The sequence below is a fragment of the Bifidobacterium callitrichidarum genome (assembly GCF_003129905.1).
In the GTDB taxonomy this organism is placed as follows: Bacteria; Actinomycetota; Actinomycetes; order Actinomycetales; family Bifidobacteriaceae; genus Bifidobacterium; species Bifidobacterium callitrichidarum.
This window is the reverse complement of the sequence record NZ_QFFM01000010.1, coordinates 50,721-68,680: the sequence shown is the minus strand read 5'-3', so window position 1 is coordinate 68,680 and position 17,960 is coordinate 50,721. Positions and strand designations below refer to the sequence as shown.

Here is a 17,960-nt window from a genome sequence, read left to right as displayed (position 1 = left end):
TATGTCAATTTTGGCTTAACAGAGCCTCGTGGAAACGATTGACGGATGCGGCGGGGCTCAGCCGCGGACGTTGTAGTCGGCGGAGAGGTCGTTCATCGCGTGCAGCAGCTTGTAGTAGTAGATGAACGGACCCACGATGATGAACGCGCCGAGGATGCCCCACAGCCAGAACGTGGCGGCGGAAACGGTGGGCGCCATGCCGCGGGCCTGCTGCTCCTCGCCCACACGCGCGCTTATGCGATGGAACCAAACGAGGGTGCCGATGCCGAGGGTGATCGGGCCCACGATGAAGAAGAGCAGGCAGTAGTGCATGGTCTTCTTGCCGTCGCGGCGGGAGGCCATGAGATTCAGGGATTCGCCGATTTCACTCAGCTGCCAGAGGTCGTAGATGCCGAGGGTGATGATGCCCAGTAGGATGTACTTGAGCAGGCCGCGCTTGGTGCGCAGTTGACGGGCCGGGCGCGAGCTGTATACGGCGGTGGGCTGTTGCGGTGCCGGCATCGACGGGGCGGCGGGAACCATGCCGGTCGGGATTGCGGGAGCACCCGGGGTTCCCGGAGTGCCGGCGGAAGCGGCGGGCGTGAAGGACGGGGCCGGTGCGGGCTGGGCCGGCTGCTGCGGCGCGGCGTACTGCGGGGCCTGCGGCGCCTGATAGGCCGGCTGCGGTGCGTACTGCGGAGTGCGAGGAGCGGCGGAAGGCTGCGGAATCGACGGCTGAGGCACGGACGGCTGCTGCCCGTAGGCCGGAGCGGAAACGGGCGCCTGAACAGGCGCGGCGAACGGTGCCTGAGCGGGCGCCTGGGTCGGCGGCTGGACCGGCTGCGGCATCGGTGCGGACTGCACGCGCGGTGCCTGCGGCATCGGAGGCATCTGCGGAACCTGAGGGGTCGGGGGAACATTCGGATTCGTCATAATGGACTTCTTCTCTCATGGCGGAAGCCTTGCGCCCCCGCGCATGCTTCCAATCCTAGTGCCGCCGGTCCGTCATCCCAAGGAAACACAACCGATTCCGGCAGATTGTGAGACGTGCGGGGTGTTGGAACGGGCCGTCGCTAGGATAGAGAGATGCACATGTTACATGTGCGTAAACGACTAACCATTGAGGAATCATTCCACACAGCAAAGGAGGAACAATGGGTCAGGATCAATCGTCCGTCTTTGATCTCGCAGCGGTCGCCGCGGCATCCAATGGAGGGAACAATGACCCGCTGCTGCCTCCGGCACGATTCATCGGCGATCCGCAGAAACCGAGCCGTATGCCGTACAACAAGTACGCCGCATACGACAAGCAGATCCCCTTTGATTACCCGGAGCGCACGTGGCCGGGTAAGCGACTGCAGCGCGCGCCGCGCTGGTGCTCCGTCGATCTTCGCGACGGCAATCAGGCCCTCGTCAACCCGATGGATTCCGAGCGCAAGCTGCGCTTCTGGAACCTGCTGGTCTCCATGGGCTTCAAGGAGATCGAGGTGGGCTTCCCGTCCGCTTCCGAAACCGATTTCGACTTCATCCGCATGCTCATCGAGCGCGAGCTGATCCCGGACGACGTGACCATCGTGGTGCTCACCCAGTGCCGCGAACACCTCATCCGCCGCACCTACGAGGCCCTCAAGGGCGCCAAGCGCGCGATCGTGCACTTCTACAACTCCGTCTCCGTGCTGCAGCGCGAGGTGGTGTTCCGCAAGAACAAGGAAGAGATCAAGAAGCTCGCCACGGACGCCGCCGAGCTGTGCAAGGATCTCGAGGGCGAGGCCAAGGGCATCGACCTGTACTACGAGTACTCCCCGGAGTCCTTCACGGGCACCGAGCCGGAGTACGCGGTCGAGGTGTGCAACGCCGTGATCGGCATGATCAAGCCCACCCCCGAGCACCCGATGATCATCAACCTGCCCGCCACCGTGGAGATGACCACGCCGAACGTGTTCGCCGACGAGGTGGAGTACGTCTCCACCCACCTGGACGACCGCGACTCCGTGGTGCTCTCCCTGCACCCGCACAACGACGAGGGCATGGGCGTGGCCGCCACCGAGCTGGCCATGCTGGCCGGCGCCGACCGCGTCGAGGGCTGCCTCCTGGGCAACGGTGAGCGTACCGGCAACGTGGACCTCGTCACCCTGGGCCTCAACATGCTCACGCAGGGCATCGATCCGCAGATCGACTACTCCAACGTGCCCGAGATCCGCAAGACCGTGGAGTACTGCAACCAGATCAAGATCTCCGAGCGTCACCCGTACGCCGGCAACTTCGTGTTCACCGCGTTCTCCGGCTCCCACCAGGACGCCATCAAGAAGGGTCTTGAGGCCCGTCAGGTGGCCGCCGACCGCGCCGGCGCCGATCTGGACAACTTCGTGTGGCTCGTGCCGTACCTGCCGATCGATCCGAAGGACATCGGCCGCACATACGAGGCCATCATCCGCGTCAACTCGCAGTCCGGCAAGGGCGGCATGGCCTACCTGCTCAAGACCAACCACAACCTCGACCTGCCCAAGCGCCTGCAGGTGGAGTTCGACAAGATCGTCCAGAAGTTCGCCGACGACACCAAGAAGGAAGTCAAGGACGAGGACATCTGGCGTCTGTTCAAGGACGAGTACCTGCCGGTCGAACAGTCCGGCATGACCGCCGCCGGCGTGGTCGTGGGCGATACGCACGACGCCTCGCTCGCGCCGTGGGGCCGTCTGAAGCTCCTGAAGGTGGCCATCAGCTCCGGCGAGGACGGTTCGGACACCGTGCTCAAGGCCCGCGTGCTCGATCGTGGCGTGAACGTCGGCGAGGATGAGCCGGTGGAGCGCGAGGTCTCCGGCATCGGCAACGGCCCGATCGCCGCCTTCCTCAACGCCATCTCCAACTTCGGCGTGGACGCCTCCATCATGGACTACGTGGAGCACACGATGTCCGTGGGCACCAACGCCATGGCCGCCTCCTACGTGGAATGCCAGGTGGGCGAGGCCGACGACGCGAAGATCGTGTGGGGTGTGGGCATCGATTCGTCCATCACCACCAGCGCCCTCAAGGCGATCATTTCCGCGATCAACCGCTCCCAGCGCACGCGCTGAAGCCGCTGAAGCCAGATAGGCTGATTGGCTGAGTAGGGCGGCCGCCGATTGGGCGGTCGTCTGAATACGGCTGGATATACGAATGGGCCCGTCTTCCCTTATGGAAGACGGGCCCATTGCGTTGGGGACGGAATCGGCCGTTGGCCGATGCGCTTCTTGCGGCCGTTGGCCGCGGCTACTCTCCCCCAGCCTCGCTACGCTCAGCAGCCCCCTCGACAGAGGGGGCCAAGATCTACACGATCAAAACCTGCCTCCCTCTGTCGAGGGAGGTGGCATCGCGAAGCGATGACGGAGGGAGAGTAGCCGCGGCCAAACGGCCGCAAAAACACAGCATTGGCCGCAAGGCCAATCCCGCTGTGCTCCTCGCTACTCCGTGGTCGAATAGGAATACGTCTCGCCGGGTGCGAAGGGCGACTCCTCGTCAGGCTGGACGGGCTCGTCATAGGACGGGCCGCTGTCGTCGCCGTTGGACGGGTCGTTCGCGGTGCCGCCGTTGTTGGTGCCCGGATTGTTCGGGCACTCGGTGGAATAGCTGGGGTTGTTGAGGCACTGCTGGGCGAATTCCTGCGTGTTCTGCGAACTGGAGCCAGTGCCGGAGCCGGAGGACTGATCCTTGCCATCGGCGGAGGAATCGCTCTTGGAATCGTTGTCGTCGGTCTCGGCCTTCTGCTGGCCGGACGTGGTGCCGGAGCTCTGGCCCTTGCCCAGGCCCCACGTGCCGTCCGTGCCGCCGATCTTGCCGGTGTCCTTGGCGGTGGGGAATTCCTCGACCTGAGTGCCCTGCAGGACCTTCGACATGTATTCCTGGAACAGGTGCGCCGGGTAGCCGGTGGAGGAGATGCCGTAGCCGGAGAAGGCGGGCACCACCTGCGGGTTGCCGTCCTTGTCCGGGTTCCAGATGGCCCACACGTTCAGCAGACTCGGCGTGTAGCCCACGAAGGAGGAGGCCTTCTCGTCGTTGGCGGTGCCGGACTTGCCGGCGACCGGGCGTCCCAGCATGGTGGAGGTGCCCGCCGCGGTGCCGTACGTGGTGGTGCCGAGCATGGCCTTCTGCACCAGCGCGCAATCGTTGGCGTCGAAGACGCGCTCGTTCTCGTTCGGCGCGTTGTACAGGTCCTTGTTATTGGAATCGATGACGCGATCGACCATGTGAATGGTGTTCTTCACGCCGTTGTTCGCGATGGTGGAGTGGCCCTGCGCCAGATCCCACACGGTCAGCGCGTTGATGCCGAGCACGTTGTACATCGAGTTCTCGTCGATGTCTCCCGTGATGCCGGCCTCATGCGCGATCGCCGCCGTGCGCTGCGGGGTCAGGTGCTCGTTGACGTTCATGAACACCGTGTTCACCGAGTTTGCGGTGGCCTGGTAGAGGTTGATATACCCCCAGTTGTTCTCCAGGGCGTTGTTCACCTCGGCGTCCAGGCCGGAGAAGTGCTGGTGCGAGTTGCCGTTGAACAGCGTGTTGAAGTTCACGCCGGACTGCGCCGCGCCCAGCAGTGCGAACGGTTTCATGGTGGAACCGGGCTCGAACAGGGCCTGATCGGCGTTGTTGAGCTGTTTGGTGAGGTAGTCCGAACCGGCGTACACCGACACCACGGCCCCGGTCTTCGGCTCCACGGCGATGCCGCCGATCTGCAGCGTCTCGGGCATGTCCGAAAGGCGCGTGTCGCCGATGGACTGCATGACATCCTGCTTGGACTTGTCGATGGTGGTGACGATCTTGTAGCCGCCGGTGGCCAGCTCCTCCTTGGTGAAGGCCTTGGACTGCACCAGCTCGCGCTCCACCATATCCAGCAGGTAGCCGGTGGAACCGGCGTATTCGTTCTGCTGGGCCACGGGCGCGGTGTCCGGGAACTTGGCCGCCGCCTTGTCTTTGGCGGTGATGTAGCCGTCCTCCTCCATGATGTTCAGCACGCGCTTGAAGCGTTGCTTGGCCATGGCGGCGTTGTCCGCCGGATCCCATGTGGAGGGGGAGGGGATGATGCCGGCGATCATCGCGGCCTCGGAGAGCGTCAGATCCTTGGCGTCCTTGTTGAAGTAGGCCTTGGCCGCCGCCTGGATGCCGTAGGAGTTGCGGCCCAGATAGATGGTGTTCATGTAGTTGCACAGCACCTCGTCCTTGGACTCGGTCTGTGCGATCTTGAGCGCCAGTATGGCCTCGCGCGCTTTGCCGGCGTACGTGGTGGTTTCGCCCAGATAGTAGCGTTCGGCGTACTGCTGGGTGATGGTGGAGCCGCCTTGGCGGGTGCCGGTGGTCACGTTGTTCCAGAACGCGCGGGCGATGCCCTTCAGGTCCACGCCGCGATCCGTATAGAAGGTGCGGTTCTCGGAGGCCACGATGGCGTTGCCCAGATAGCTCGGCAGGCCCTCGCAGGAGATGATGTCGCGGTTCTGCTCGGCGTAGGAGCCGATGAGCGTGGTGCCGTCCGCGTAATAGACGCGCGTCTTTTCCGCCAGCGCGAACTTCTCAGGTTGCGGGACCTCGGTGGTGGTGTACAGGTATGCGAAGGCCGCGCAGCCGGTCAGCAGTCCCAGGCCGAACAGGCCGAAGAAGATGCCGAGCACCCATTTCAGCACGCGATGCGGCCGCCTGCCGCCATTCCTTCTCCTGCTGCGCTTGGGTGCCTTATGGCTTGTGGGACGGTGCGTGCCGGAACCTGCGCGCGTTGCGCGGGTGGCGCTAATGCCGTTCTCCGCGGTGCCGTAGGTCTTGCTCTGCGCGGTACGCGGCTGCCTTGCGGCATAGGCCCGACCCTGCGCGTGTGCACGACGTTGATATGAAGACATATAGACCACCGTAACCGCTGGTCTTGAACATTCGTTGGCCGTGAACGCAACCAAGCGGTCTCAAAACCCGGATTTACGCGGAATCCTCACATATGGACACGGCATTGGACACGCCGCTGCAAGTTGTCTGGAAAACGGCTGTATATCGGGCACGTACGGGGTTCCGAGGGTGCCTTTTCAGGGGACGCGGGTCGCTTCCGGGCGCTTACGGACGGCTTCAAGTCAGCTTCCGACCGGCTTTCTGCCGGCTCGCCGTCACCGTTCCCGCCGCCCATGCCCCGCCCGCGCGCATCCTGGTCCACCCGTCTCCGTATATTTACTCGAAGCCTCCACGCGGCGCTATGTCACCCAACTCCCCCAGGGCAGGAATGCAGCAAGGGTAAGTGGCCTCTGACGGGTGCGTGGAGGTTTTTCCATCTTTGCCGGAACGGTAGCGGTGAGGCCTGGTGCGCCTCGCCAGACCGTAGGCTTGGCCGAACGGCCTTGAGTGTGTCGGGCGAGGCGTACCAGGCCCCACCGCGTAACTGTCACATGAGAATGTGCGGATTCGGCTACGGGCTCGCAATGCGGCGGGGTACTGTCCGGGGCGCGGCCGTACAGTCGAACGTATGAATGACGCACAGCATCCCACCATTCGTGACCCGCACGCGCCGGCCAATCTCGTAGGTTCCGCAGGATTCCCCGGATCATCCTCCCGCACGCAGTCGTCAGTCCCGGCCCCCGAACCCGATCCGCTGGCCGCACTCGGCCCGGACCCCCGCACCACCGCCACCGCCGCGACCCTCGGCATGACCCGTGCGACCGGCCGCTCCGGCATGCCCTACAGCGACGAACCGGACGACATCGACCGCGGCCTGGCCCGTCTCGACCCGCTCACCGTGCGTCCGCGCGTGTCCAGCCGCGTGCTCTGCGTCGTGTTCGGACTGCTGCTCATCGCCGTGGGCTTCGGCGTGTGGTGGGGATGCGTGTACACGGAAAACGGCCAGTCGTACGACGAACTCGTCTGGAAGAACCTGGCCGACCATGTGCCCGGCTTCGCCACCGGCATCATGGGCGCCGTGGCCCAGTCGTGGCTGGTGATCGCCGTCAGCTGCGCGATCGCCGCCATCGGCATCGTCACCGCGCTGATCCGACGCCGCTGGTGGTTGGTCGGGCAGGTGGCCGTGTTCGCCGTGATCTGCCTGGCGACCACGCGCATCAAGGACGTGCTGCCGCGACCGTTCATCATCAACACCGAATCGCCCGCCGTCAACTCCGCGCCTTCCGGGCACACGATGCTGGCCGCCGCCTGCGCCGCGATCCTGTTGCTCGCCGTGCCGCGCGCCGCCCGAGCGCTGGCCGGGGTCGTGGGCGTGACCTGGTCGGTGCTCGTCGGCGTTTCCGTGATCTACGGCCAATGGCATCGTCCCTCGGACGTGGCCATGTCCATTCTGCTGGTGGCGGGACTGGCCCTGATCGCCATGGCGTTCACCCGCACGTCCGGTATGGACGCGCCCGGCAGCCGCGTCTCCTCGGTGAGCGTGCAGATCGTGGGCAGCGTGCTCATCACCGCCGGACTGCTGCTCATCGCCTACGCCGCGTACGTGATCTGGCAGGTGGTGCCGGGCCTGCCCGTCAGTGCCAGCTGGGCCGTGCAGGGCTCCATCATCAGCGCCGTGGCGGGCGTCACGGGCGTGGCCTCGCTGGCCTTCGGACTGATGTTGGCCCTGCGCCAGATCACAGCCTCGCCGTTGAGCCGCATCGGTCTGATCGGCGCCCCGCCGGCCCCGCCGAAGCGCTAGGCGGGCGTCTTGCCGCCGTCGCCCGGATGCGGTCGTCCGGGCTGCCGCACGCCCCCGATTTGGCGATTGGCCATCGTTCGTGAGTATTATGACGCCAGAAACGCATGTTTCCGCAGGAGAGATATTAAGGAGTGGGTATGGCTACCAAACTCGTGATTGTGGAGTCTCCGACCAAGGCCCACAAGATCGGTGACTACCTGGGCAAGGGGTACACCGTCATGGCGTCGGTGGGCCATATCCGCGACCTCGCGCAGCCCAGCCAGGTTCCCGCCGCGGACAAGGCCAAGTTCGGCAAGTTCGGCGTGGACGTGAACGACGGCTTCAAGCCCTACTACATCGTGGACGGCGACAAGAAGCGCACGGTGAGCGAACTGAAGTCCGCGCTCAAGGGCGCCGACGAACTCTACCTCGCAACCGATGAGGATCGCGAGGGCGAGGCCATCGCATGGCACCTGGTGCAGACCCTGAAGCCCAAGGTGCCGGTCAAGCGCATGGTGTTCCACGAGATCACCAAGGACGCCATCAACGCCTCCCTGAACAAGACGCGCGACGTGGACGGCAACATGGTCGACGCCCAGGAGACCCGCCGCATCCTCGACCGACTCTACGGTTACGAACTGTCCCCGGTGCTCTGGCGCAAGGTGGGTCCGGGCCTGTCTGCCGGCCGTGTGCAGTCCGTGGCCACGCGCCTCATCGTCGAGCGCGAACGCGAGCGCATGGCCTTCAAGCGTGCTCCCTACTGGGACATCGTGGCAACGCTGGCCGCTCCCTCCGCCGACGGGGACCGCACCGAATTCTCCGCGCGCATGGTCTCGCTCGGCGGCAAGCGACTCGCCGGCTCCAAGGACTTCGGTCCGGACGGCCAGCTCACGCCCGACGGCTTCAAGGACAACGTCCGCCAGCTTGACGAGACCTCCGCCACCGCGCTGGCCGGCGTGCTGCGTGACGCCCCGTTCACGGTGATGAGCATGGAGACCAAGCCGTACCGCCGTCGCCCGCAGCCGCCGTTCACCACCTCCACGCTGCAGCAGACCGCCGGCAACCGCCTCGGCATGGGCGCCCGCGCCGTGATGCGCGCGGCCCAGAGCCTGTACGAGAACGGCTACATCACCTATATGCGAACCGATTCGGTCACGCTGTCGCAGGAGGCCATCGCCGCCGCCCGCAACGCCGTCTCCTACCACTTCGGCGACCGGTTCCTGTCCGCCGAGCCCAAGCAGTACGCCACCAAGACGGCCGGCGCGCAGGAGGCCCACGAATGCATCCGCCCGGCGGGCTCCCGCTTCCATGACCCGGACGAGCTGGCCTCCAAGCTGCCGGTGGACCAGCTGCGCCTGTACACGCTGATCTGGCAGCGCACGCTGGCCTGCCAGATGGCGGACGCCACCGGTTCCACCGCCACCGTGCGCCTGTCCGCCCCGGCCGGTTCCGCGGACGGCGAGGCCGTGTTCCAGGCGTCCGGCACCGTCATCGAATTCCCCGGCTTCATGAAGGCCACTGGCGAGGGCCGCAAGCCCGCAGCCAAGCCGGCCGCAGCCGATGCCGCCACGTCCGGCAAGGCCGATGGCAAGGCCGCCGCGGGCAAGTCCGGCGCCGACGCATCGGAAAGCAACGCTTCCCTGCCCCCGATGACGGTGGGCCAGCAGGTCGACGCCACAAGCGTCGAGCCCGACGGCCACGAGACCCAGCCGCCGGCCCGATACACGGAGGCCACGCTGGTCAAGACGCTGGAGGCCAAGGAGATCGGCCGCCCGTCCACGTACGCCAGCATCATCTCCACCATCATGGATCGCGGCTATGTCTACGAGCGCGGCCGTGCGCTCATCCCCAGCTGGCTGGCATTCTCCGTGATCAAGCTGCTGGAGACCAAGTTCCCCAAGCTCGTGGACTACCAGTTCACCGCCGAGATGGAGAACGGCCTGGACCGCATCGCCCACGGTGCGGAGTCCGGCCGTGAATGGCTCACCCGCTTCTACTTCGGCTCGGGCGAGGGTGCTGCCCAGAACGCCGACGAGGCGCATGAGGGCCTGCAGCAGCAGGTGGCGCAGCTCGGCGAGATCGACGCGCGCGCCATCAACACCATCGACATCGGCGACGGCCTGCATGTGCGCGTGGGCCGCTACGGCCCGTATCTGGAGGATATGGAGCATCTGGACGCGGAAGGCAACCCCAAGCGCGCCTCCCTGCCGGACACCATCGCCCCGGACGAGCTCACCGTGGCCGTGGCCCGTGGCCTCATTGACAACCATTCGGGCGGTCCGCGCGAGCTGGGCAAGGACCCGGCCACCGGCGGCACCGTGGAGGTGCGCAACGGTCGCTTCGGTCCGTACGTGGCGCTGACGTTACCCACGCCGGAAGGTGCCAAGGAGGCGCCGCGTCCGAAGATGGCCTCGCTGTTCAAGACGATGAGCCCCGAATCGCTGTCGCTGGAGGACGCGCTCAAGCTGCTGAGCCTGCCGCGCGAGGTGGGCAAGTACGAGGAGACCAACGCCGAGACCGGCGAGGTGTCCGAATGCACGGTGTCCGCCAACAACGGCCGCTACGGCCCGTACCTGTCCAAGACCGGCGCGGACGGCAAGTCCGAGACCCGTTCGCTGGCCTCGGAGGACGAGATCTTCACGGTCGACATCGACAAGGCCAAGGAGCTGTTCTCCCAGCCCAAGTACGGTCGCGGCCGCGGGCGTGGCGCCGCCAAGCCGCCGCTGCGCGAGCTCGGCACCGACCCGGCCACCGGCAAGAACGTGACTATCAAGGACGGCCGTTTCGGCGCGTACATCACCGATGGCGAGACCAACCGCACCGTGCCGAGGCAGTACACGCCGGAGACCATCACGCCGGACGACGCCTTCCGTCTGCTGGCCGAGAAGCGCGCGGCCGGGCCGTCCACGCGCGGTCGTGGCCGCGGCCGTGGCGCTGCGGCTGGCAAGGGCAAGAACGCCAAGCCCGCGCCCAAGGTGAGCGCCGTCGAAGCCAAGCGCGCCGAGCGCCGTGCCGAGGTCAAGAAGCTGGCCGCCAAGGGATGGGCCAACACCCGCATCGCCGAAAAGCTCGGCTCCACCGCCTCCACGGTCAAGGCGGACATCGAATGGCTCACCGCGAACGAGGGCTTCACCCGCCCGCCGGTCGTGGCCGCCAAGCCCAAGAAGAAGTAGGCGGGCCCGCTCGCACGATTGCGTTGAATGCCCCATTGACAGGCTGCCGTGGCGGTCGTTGATGGGGCATTCCGATTATTCCGATTATCAGGCGTCATTCAGCCCCTCGCAATCGAGATGGCCGACGATTTCAGGCAACTCTCCGCCTCACGGTAAGGTCAGGAGCATGACCGGTCTGTTTATTTCCTTTGAAGGCGTCGACGGCGTGGGCAAGACCACGCAGGTCGAACGGTTGCGTGCCTACCTGGAGGCGCAAGGGCGCACGGTCGTGGTCACGCGCGAACCGGGCGGCACCGCGCTTGGCCGCGCCATCCGCAAGCTGTTGCTGCATGGCGTAGAAGCCGGGGGCGCCGATATTTCCCCGTGCGCCGAAGCCCTGCTGTTCGCCGCCGACCGCGCGCAACATGTGGCCGAAACCATCCGCCCGGCGTTGGAACGCGGCGAGGTCGTCATCACGGACCGATACCTGGATTCGTCGCTGGCGTACCAGGCGGGCGGTCGTGAGCTGACCTCCAAGGAAATCCGGAACCTGAGCATGTGGGCCACCGGCAATCTGCTGCCGGACCGCACGTACCTGCTGGATATGGATCCGGCCCTTTCGCACAATCGTCTCGAACATGCGGAGGATCGCATGGAATCGGCCGGCAGCGACTTCCAGAACCGCACCCGTCAGGCGTTTCTGGACCTGGCCGCCGCCGAGCCGGACCGGTTCCGCGTGATCGACGCCGGGCAGCCCATCGAAGCGGTCTGGTCCGCCATCGAAACGGACATCGCCGCGTTGCTGCAGTAAGGAGCAAGGTTCTGCTCAGCGGGCCTGCATGACCTATGTCCCTTGGCTCCCCTTGTCAGGGGAGCTGGCGGCGAAGCCGACTGAAGGGTAGTCGAAAAACAAGATTCACGTCAGTTTTGGTCTAATGGAATCAATAGGTTTTCAGGTTGACTAGCACGGGGAACGGCACCCGCAACGACAAGGGGAGATGAAATGAGCGTGTGGGATTCGCTGGTGGGCCAGCAGCCGGTGGTGGATATGCTGAGCCGCATCGCGCAGGGCGACCCGAGCCAGATCGCCCAGTCGTGGCTGATCTGCGGGCCTCCCGGATCGGGGCGATCGAACATGGCCCGTGCGTTCGCGGCGGCGCTGGAAAGCCCGGATCGCGGCATGGGGGCCGAGCCCACGCGCGTGACCCAGCAGGTGCTGGCCGGCACGCACCCGGACGTGACGGTGCTGGCCACCAACAAGGTGACCATCGGCATCGACCAGGTGCGCGATATCATCACCACTTCCGAGCAGATGCCGTCCACCGCGCCGTGGCGCATCATCATCATCGAGGACGTGGACCGCATGCTGGAGCGCACCACCAACGTGCTCCTCAAGGAGATCGAGGAGCCGGCCGAACGTTGTATCTGGCTGCTGTGCGCCCCGAGCGCGCAGGACGTGCTGCCGACCATCCGATCGCGCTGCCGCGTGGTGAACCTCGCCGTGCCGTCCCCGGCGGCCGTGGCCGAGTTCCTTACGGCGAACACGGGTGCCGAGCCCAAAGTCGCCCAGCGTGCGGCCCGCCTGTCCGAAGGGCACATCGGCATCGCGCGCCTGTATGCCACGAACGAGCGCGTGATGTCGGACCGCGACGAGCTGGTCGTCGGCGTGCTGAACCTCGCCCGCGCCTCGGACGCGGTGCTGCTGGCCGGCAATCTCATCGACAACGCCAAGGGGCAGGCCGAGGCGGACGCCAACGAGTGGTCCGGCAAGCAGGAGGCGGAATTCCGCCGCATCAACGGTCTCGCCGAGGGGGAGCGCATTCCCCCGAAGCTGCGCGGCGCGTTCAATCAGGTGGCCAAGAAGGACGACATCAAGCGATACGCCACCCGCCGCACGCGCGACGTGCTCGACCGCGCGCTCAACTCCGTCGCCTCCATCTACCGGGACGTGGCGGTGCTGCAGAACAACGCGGAGGACGCTGTCGGGCTCATCAACCTGGAGAACCGGTCGGCCATCACCGAACTGTCCGTGCGGCTCGACCGCGCCGGTGCGGTGGCCCGTCTGGACGAGGTGGCCCGCGCCCGCAAGCGCCTGGCCGGCAATGGCAACCCGTTGCTCACGTTCGAGGCGCTGTTCTGCGCGTTGATTCCGTGAAGTAGTGCCTGCTTCGCCGCGTTGCCGTCATGCCATGCGATTACTGGCGGGGCGGGAAAGGTAGTACGTCGCCGGCTTGCTGTGCATAGTGGGTGCTGAGCGGGGCATGACGGGTAGTGAACAACCGGTTTGCCCCGATGCGGGCGCACAAGCGGGGCATGGCAGGTAGCAGGTCGCTGGCCTGGCTCGATGAGGCCGCGTGATTGGGGCACAATGGGTGGCAAGTCGCTGATTCGCCTCGGCCGGGCGGTCGCCGGCGTGGCAGATCGGGCATGAGCCGCCCGTGCCGCCCCGCCGGCCGGTAACATGGGGCGCGATACACTGGAGCGTATGAAGATTTCCGCTGATTTCACCGTCGTTCCTGACGACTTCGCCAAAGCGGCCGCGCCCGAATACCGCGCGGGTGGCGTGCCCATCATCTCCTTCCCCTTCTATATCGACGAGGTGAACCCGGAGGCCCATTACCTGCACTGGACGTTCACCGATCCCGATTCCATCCCGGTGTGCGGATTCGAGTGGATCCATTGGACGGTGGCGAACCTGCCGATCGACGCGCTGATGTTCGACTTCAACGACTCCCACGCGCTCTCGATTCCGCCGGACTTCTCCCGTCAGATGACCGCGATGATTCCCGAGGCGGTGCAGGGTCGCAACTCCTCGGCCTCGAAGTTCCTGGGGCGCGACAACGACCCGGCGGTCATCATGCGGTACAACGGCCCGCAGCCGCCGGACAAGGATCATGACTACTACCTGCACGTCTGGGCCACGAAGGAGCCGCTGCCCGGCCTCAACCAGGGCTTCTGGATGAACGAGCTGCTGCACAAGCTGCGCGAATGCGGCGAGGCTCCCGACCAGGGTGGCATGTTCGTCACCGGCAAGGCGTGAGCTGCGTAACTTCGTAACATATAGGCAGCGATAGCGCGGTCATGGCTCCCCTCCCTGAGGGGAGCTGGCCGACGCAGTCGGACTGAGGGGAGTGCGCCACGGCCCGATTATGCGAATTTTTGACTACCCCTCAGTCACGCAAAGCGTGACAGCTCCCCTGACAAGGGGAGCCAAATGGAAGAGAAAGGACATCATCCAATATGGCCTGCACCACGATTCTGGTAGGCAAGGACGCGAGCTATGACGGTTCCACCATCATCGCCCGCAACGAGGATTCCGCCAACGGCGAGTTCAACCCCAAGCGCTTCATCGTCGTCAAGCCGGAGGAACAGCCGCGCGAATACAAGTCGGTGATCTCCCACCTGACTATCACCCTGCCGGACAATCCGCTGCAGTACACCGCCGTGCCGAATGCCGACCTCAAGGAAGGCATCTGGGGCGAAGCCGGCGTGAACGAGGCGAACGTGGCCATGAGCGCCACCGAGACCCTCACCACCAACGAGCGCGTGCTCGGCGCCGACCCGTTCGTGGAGTACGCCCCGGCCAAGGGCGACGAGCCGGAAGTGCCCGGCGGCATCGGCGAGGAGGACTTCCTGACCATCGTGCTGCCGTACATCAAGACCGCGCGCGAGGGTGTCGAGCGTCTGGGTGCGCTGCTCGAGGAGTTCGGCACCTACGAGATGAACGGCGTGGCCTTCTCCGACGTCAACGAGATCTGGTGGCTGGAGACCGTGGGCGGCCATCACTGGATCGCCAAGCGCGTGCCGGACGAGGCGTACGTGACCATGCCGAACCAGCTGGGCATCGACGAATTCGATCTCGAGGACGCCCTGGGCGATCAGGAGGAGCACATGTGCTCCGCCGACCTCGCCGAGTTCATCGAGACCAACCACCTCGACCTGTCCGTGGAGAACACCACCCCATTCAACCCGCGCGACGCCTTCGGCTCCCACTCCGACTCCGACCACGTGTACAACACCCCGCGCGCCTGGTACATGCAGCGCTTCCTCAACCCGTACGACGAGGTGTGGGACGGCCCGGACGCCGACCACAAGCCGGAGTCCAACGACATCCCGTGGGCCCGCCAGCCCGAGCGCAAGGTGACCATCGAGGACGTCAAGTACGTGCTGTCCTCCCACTACCAGGGCACCCCGTTCGACCCGTATGGCCAGCTCGGTGACGAGCGCACCCGCCACATGTACCGCACGATCGGCATCAACCGCCAGAGCCAGCTCGCCGTGATGCAGATCCGCCCGTACCGTCCGCAGGCGAACCGCGCGATCCAGTGGATGGCGTACGGCTCCAACCCGTTCAACACGCTGGTGCCGTTCTTCCCGAACGTGGACACCACGCCCGCCTACCTTGAGGACACCACCACCCGCGTGACCTCCGAGAACTTCTACTGGGCCAACCGTATCATCGCCGCCCTGTGCGATGGCGCCTTCCGCTCCACCTCCAACGCCGTGGAACGTTACCAGGAGAAGACCGGCGGCATGGGTCACCGTCTGGTGGCTGCCACGGACGAGCAGGTGGCCCGTCTGGGCCTGACCGCCGCTGAGGAAGCCGCACAGTCGGCCGCCGAGGAGGAGTTCGAGGCGGACAACGTGGACGGCGACGTGCAGCCGATGGATCCGGATGAGATCATCGCCGCCGTGCGCAACCCGGAGGTGCGCGGCATCCTCGCCGCCGCCAACCAGACCATGGCCGACCAGCTCAAGGTGGAGACCGACAAGCTCCTCGACTCCGTGCTGTACACCCGCAGCATGGAGATGAGGAACGGCTTCCACATGTCCGATTTCTAACCTTTACTGGGCTCCCCTTGCCAGGGGAGCTGTCAGCGATAGCTGACTGAGGGGTAGCGGCCTTCGTATGATTCGACTACCCCTCAGTCTCGTTGCACGAGCCAGCTCCCCTGACAAGGGGAGCCAGAGATATTGAGAAAGGTTCCCCAATGACCACCATCGAAGACTTCACCAGCCAGTACGGCCTGGTCCAGAAGATCGACGCCTTCGGCTACATGAAGTACCTCGCCGAGAACCCGGATGCCCCGCGCAAGCACGGCAAGGTCATCCTCGTGACCGCCGACACCCCGCTCAAGGCCTCCCGCGGCGAAGGCAAGACCACCACCACCATCGCCCTCATCGACGCGCTCAACAAGCGCGGCATCGACGCGGCCGCCGTGCTGCGTCAGCCGAGCATGGGCATCACCGCCGCCGGTTCCAAGGGCGGCGCCTCCGGCGGCGGCAAGGCCTCCCTGACCCACCCCGAGCTCATCGACTGGGGCCTGTGTGGTGAGATGGGCGCCATCGCCGCCGCGCAGAACCTGCTCGTCTCCTTCGCCGAGAAGGCCATCGACGACGGCAAGCTCGACACCGTTCTGGTGCCTCGCGTTTCCGAAGTGCCGTCCCGTTCCCTGCGCTCCATCGCCGTGGACTACGGCAAGGGCAACGTGGCGGAGAAGGTGGTGCTCACCCCGACCTCCGAGCTCATGCAGATCGTGGTGCTCTCCCGCTCCATGGACGAGATCGCCGATCGCGTCTCCAAGATGATCGCCGGCACGAAGGACGGCAAGGCCGTGACCTTCGGCGAGTTTATCGACCTGTGGCGTATCACCGGCATCCTGGCCGACGCCGTCAAGCCCGCGAAGACCGAGACCGTGAACGGCTCCCCGGTGTACGTGCACGGCGGCCCGTTCGCCAACGTGTCCATCGGCATCCCGACGCTCGTGTCCGTGGAGATGGCCTGCGCCCTGCATGACGTGGTCATCGTCGAGGCCGGCTACGGCACCGACGCCGGCGCGCAGAAGTGGCTGGACATCGCCTGCCGCGAGTTCGGCGCACAGTGGCCGTCCGCCGCGGTCGTGGTGACCCGCGCCTCCACCTGGCGCGACGATCCGGATCTGGCCTGGCGCTACCCGTTCCACGTGCAGCGCCTGGAGGGCCTTGACATCCCGACCTTCCCGCTCATCAACCTGTGGGACGGCGAGGACGATCAGATTCCGGCGCTCAAGGAGACCGCCGAGGAGCTGGGCTTCCGCGCGCCGATCATCGGCAACCTGTTCCGCGACGGCGGCGAGGCCCTGGCCCCGCAGCTCGACGGCTTCGTGGACGTGTTGGAGAACGGTTCCATGCCGGCCGAACCGCACTCCCACAAGGGCATGGCCCTGACCGAGAACGTCAAGTGGGTGGCCGAGCACGCCTACGGTGTGCCCGCCGACCGCGTGATCTACAAGCCCGGCTTCACCGAGTCCGTGTCCGCCGCGATGGAACTGTGCCAGTCCGCCGGCATCTCGCTCGATGACCTTGCGCTCGTGGCCGTCAAGTCGCCTGCGACCATGACCGACAACGACCGTGCCCCGGAGGAGGAGCGCACGGTGACGCTGAAGAAGGTCGAGGTGCACGCCGGTGCCGGTCTGGTGCACGTGAACCTGACCTCCAGCCTGACTACGCCGATGCCGAAGATCGTCTGATGCTCGTGTGATGCACGAACGATGAAAGCCCGCCAGCTTCGCGCCGGCGGGCTTTCATCATACTTGGCTCCCCTCTTTGAGGGGAGCTGTCAGCGAAGCTGACTGAGGGGAGCTCTACGCGAGTCACCCGCGACTCCCCTCAGCCACGCTTCGCGTGCCAGCTCCCCTCAAAGAGGGGAGCCAAGAAGTCGGCGAACTAGAAGTTCCCGCCATTCCAGCCCCAGTCGGTGGTGGCGGTGTAACGGATGTACGTGCGGTCCTCGGGGATACCGAGCGTGGAGTTCAGCGCGGCCATGATGGATTCGGTCAGCTTCTCCCAGGCGGAGCCCGGCACGGAGCGGCCGAACACGTTGACTTCCACGTAGGCGGCCGGCTTGGAGTCGTCGCCGCCGAAGTAGATGGGCATGTTGTCCTCGAACGGGCACATCAGCCAGCCTTCGGATTTGCCGGGCACCGCGGTGATGGCCTTGCCGTACGCGGCCTTCAGGGCCTCGCGCTGCTCGGGCGTGGTGGAGACGGAGACATGGGTGTGAATGACGGGCATGATTCCTCCTTGACGAAAGCCCTCGCTGACAAGGGCATCGATGAGAACGTTCGCCTTCAGTCTATCGCCGTCCGACGGCTTTCACCGAGGGTCGTACCGCGGCAAGCCGTACGGCAGTACGGCCGGGCGGAATCCCACAGACGAAACGAATGGCTCTG

Annotated in this window: 11 protein-coding genes and 1 other RNA gene; 9 read left to right on the top strand and 3 right to left on the bottom strand. The window is 65.8% G+C overall.

The genetic code is table 11. From position 1 onward, the window contains the following. Window positions 1-57: 57 nt before the first annotated feature. Window positions 58-912, bottom strand: a complete 855-nt coding sequence (locus DF196_RS14045) for a DUF4234 domain-containing protein (protein WP_276310817.1) — start codon at window positions 910-912, stop codon at window positions 58-60. A gap of 221 nt (window positions 913-1,133) precedes the next feature. Between DF196_RS14045 and leuA the strand changes: the two genes are divergently transcribed. Further along, window positions 1,134-3,050, top strand: coding sequence for a 2-isopropylmalate synthase (gene leuA, locus DF196_RS05805; protein ID WP_109056927.1), 1,917 nt, complete (start codon window positions 1,134-1,136; stop codon window positions 3,048-3,050). Between the two features lie 366 nt (window positions 3,051-3,416). Here the strand turns inward: leuA and DF196_RS05800 are convergent, their stop codons facing one another. Continuing rightward, on the bottom strand, window positions 3,417-5,615 hold the full coding sequence (locus tag DF196_RS05800; RefSeq protein WP_170114995.1) for a transglycosylase domain-containing protein: 2,199 nt from the start codon (window positions 5,613-5,615) through the stop codon (window positions 3,417-3,419). A gap of 542 nt (window positions 5,616-6,157) precedes the next feature. On the opposite strand from DF196_RS05800, the gene ffs reads away from it, so the two are divergent. The 8 genes from ffs to DF196_RS05760 all read left to right on the top strand — a co-directional run bounded on the left by ffs (window position 6,158) and on the right by DF196_RS05760 (window position 17,258). Beyond that, an RNA gene (ffs, locus tag DF196_RS05795) (signal recognition particle sRNA small type) lies at window positions 6,158-6,254 on the top strand. 191 nt (window positions 6,255-6,445) lie between these two features. Next, on the top strand, window positions 6,446-7,618 hold the full coding sequence (locus tag DF196_RS05790; protein WP_109056925.1) for a phosphatase PAP2 family protein: 1,173 nt from the start codon (window positions 6,446-6,448) through the stop codon (window positions 7,616-7,618). Between the two features lie 137 nt (window positions 7,619-7,755). Then, entirely contained in the window at window positions 7,756-10,770 is a 3,015-nt protein-coding gene (gene topA / locus DF196_RS05785) for a type I DNA topoisomerase (RefSeq protein ID WP_170114991.1), read from the top strand. Window positions 10,771-10,936: 166 nt separating this feature from the next. Beyond that, window positions 10,937-11,560 (top strand): dTMP kinase, encoded by a 624-nt coding sequence (tmk, locus tag DF196_RS05780; RefSeq protein ID WP_109056923.1) that lies wholly within the window; start codon window positions 10,937-10,939, stop codon window positions 11,558-11,560. A gap of 192 nt (window positions 11,561-11,752) precedes the next feature. Continuing rightward, window positions 11,753-12,904, top strand: a complete 1,152-nt coding sequence (locus DF196_RS05775; RefSeq protein WP_109056922.1) for a DNA polymerase III subunit delta' — start codon at window positions 11,753-11,755, stop codon at window positions 12,902-12,904. A 330-nt stretch (window positions 12,905-13,234) separates the two neighbouring features. Then, on the top strand, window positions 13,235-13,789 hold the full coding sequence (locus DF196_RS05770; protein ID WP_109056921.1) for a YbhB/YbcL family Raf kinase inhibitor-like protein: 555 nt from the start codon (window positions 13,235-13,237) through the stop codon (window positions 13,787-13,789). A gap of 200 nt (window positions 13,790-13,989) precedes the next feature. Next, on the top strand, window positions 13,990-15,591 hold the full coding sequence (locus tag DF196_RS05765) for a C69 family dipeptidase (RefSeq protein ID WP_109056920.1): 1,602 nt from the start codon (window positions 13,990-13,992) through the stop codon (window positions 15,589-15,591). A gap of 149 nt (window positions 15,592-15,740) precedes the next feature. Continuing rightward, window positions 15,741-17,258, top strand: coding sequence for a formate--tetrahydrofolate ligase (locus tag DF196_RS05760; RefSeq protein WP_109056919.1), 1,518 nt, complete (start codon window positions 15,741-15,743; stop codon window positions 17,256-17,258). A gap of 196 nt (window positions 17,259-17,454) precedes the next feature. Here DF196_RS05760 and DF196_RS05755 read toward each other — a convergent pair whose 3' ends face one another. Then, window positions 17,455-17,802, bottom strand: a complete 348-nt coding sequence (locus DF196_RS05755) for a tautomerase family protein (RefSeq protein ID WP_109056918.1) — start codon at window positions 17,800-17,802, stop codon at window positions 17,455-17,457. Between the last annotated feature and the right edge of the window lie 158 nt (window positions 17,803-17,960).

Excerpts from the sequence above, each read along its gene's own strand:
- DF196_RS05755 (WP_109056918.1), bottom strand. The coding sequence starts at position 17,802 with ATGCCCGTCATTCACACCCATGTCTCCGTCTCCACCACGCCCGAGCAG.
- DF196_RS05765 (WP_109056920.1), top strand. The coding sequence starts at position 13,990 with ATGGCCTGCACCACGATTCTGGTAGGCAAGGACGCGAGCTATGACGGT.
- DF196_RS05775 (WP_109056922.1), top strand. The coding sequence starts at position 11,753 with ATGAGCGTGTGGGATTCGCTGGTGGGCCAGCAGCCGGTGGTGGATATG.
- leuA (WP_109056927.1), top strand. The coding sequence starts at position 1,134 with ATGGGTCAGGATCAATCGTCCGTCTTTGATCTCGCAGCGGTCGCCGCG.
- DF196_RS05790 (WP_109056925.1), top strand. The coding sequence starts at position 6,446 with ATGAATGACGCACAGCATCCCACCATTCGTGACCCGCACGCGCCGGCC.
- DF196_RS05770 (WP_109056921.1), top strand. The coding sequence starts at position 13,235 with ATGAAGATTTCCGCTGATTTCACCGTCGTTCCTGACGACTTCGCCAAA.
- topA (WP_170114991.1), top strand. The coding sequence starts at position 7,756 with ATGGCTACCAAACTCGTGATTGTGGAGTCTCCGACCAAGGCCCACAAG.
- DF196_RS14045 (WP_276310817.1), bottom strand. The coding sequence starts at position 912 with ATGACGAATCCGAATGTTCCCCCGACCCCTCAGGTTCCGCAGATGCCT.
- tmk (WP_109056923.1), top strand. The coding sequence starts at position 10,937 with ATGACCGGTCTGTTTATTTCCTTTGAAGGCGTCGACGGCGTGGGCAAG.
- DF196_RS05760 (WP_109056919.1), top strand. The coding sequence starts at position 15,741 with ATGACCACCATCGAAGACTTCACCAGCCAGTACGGCCTGGTCCAGAAG.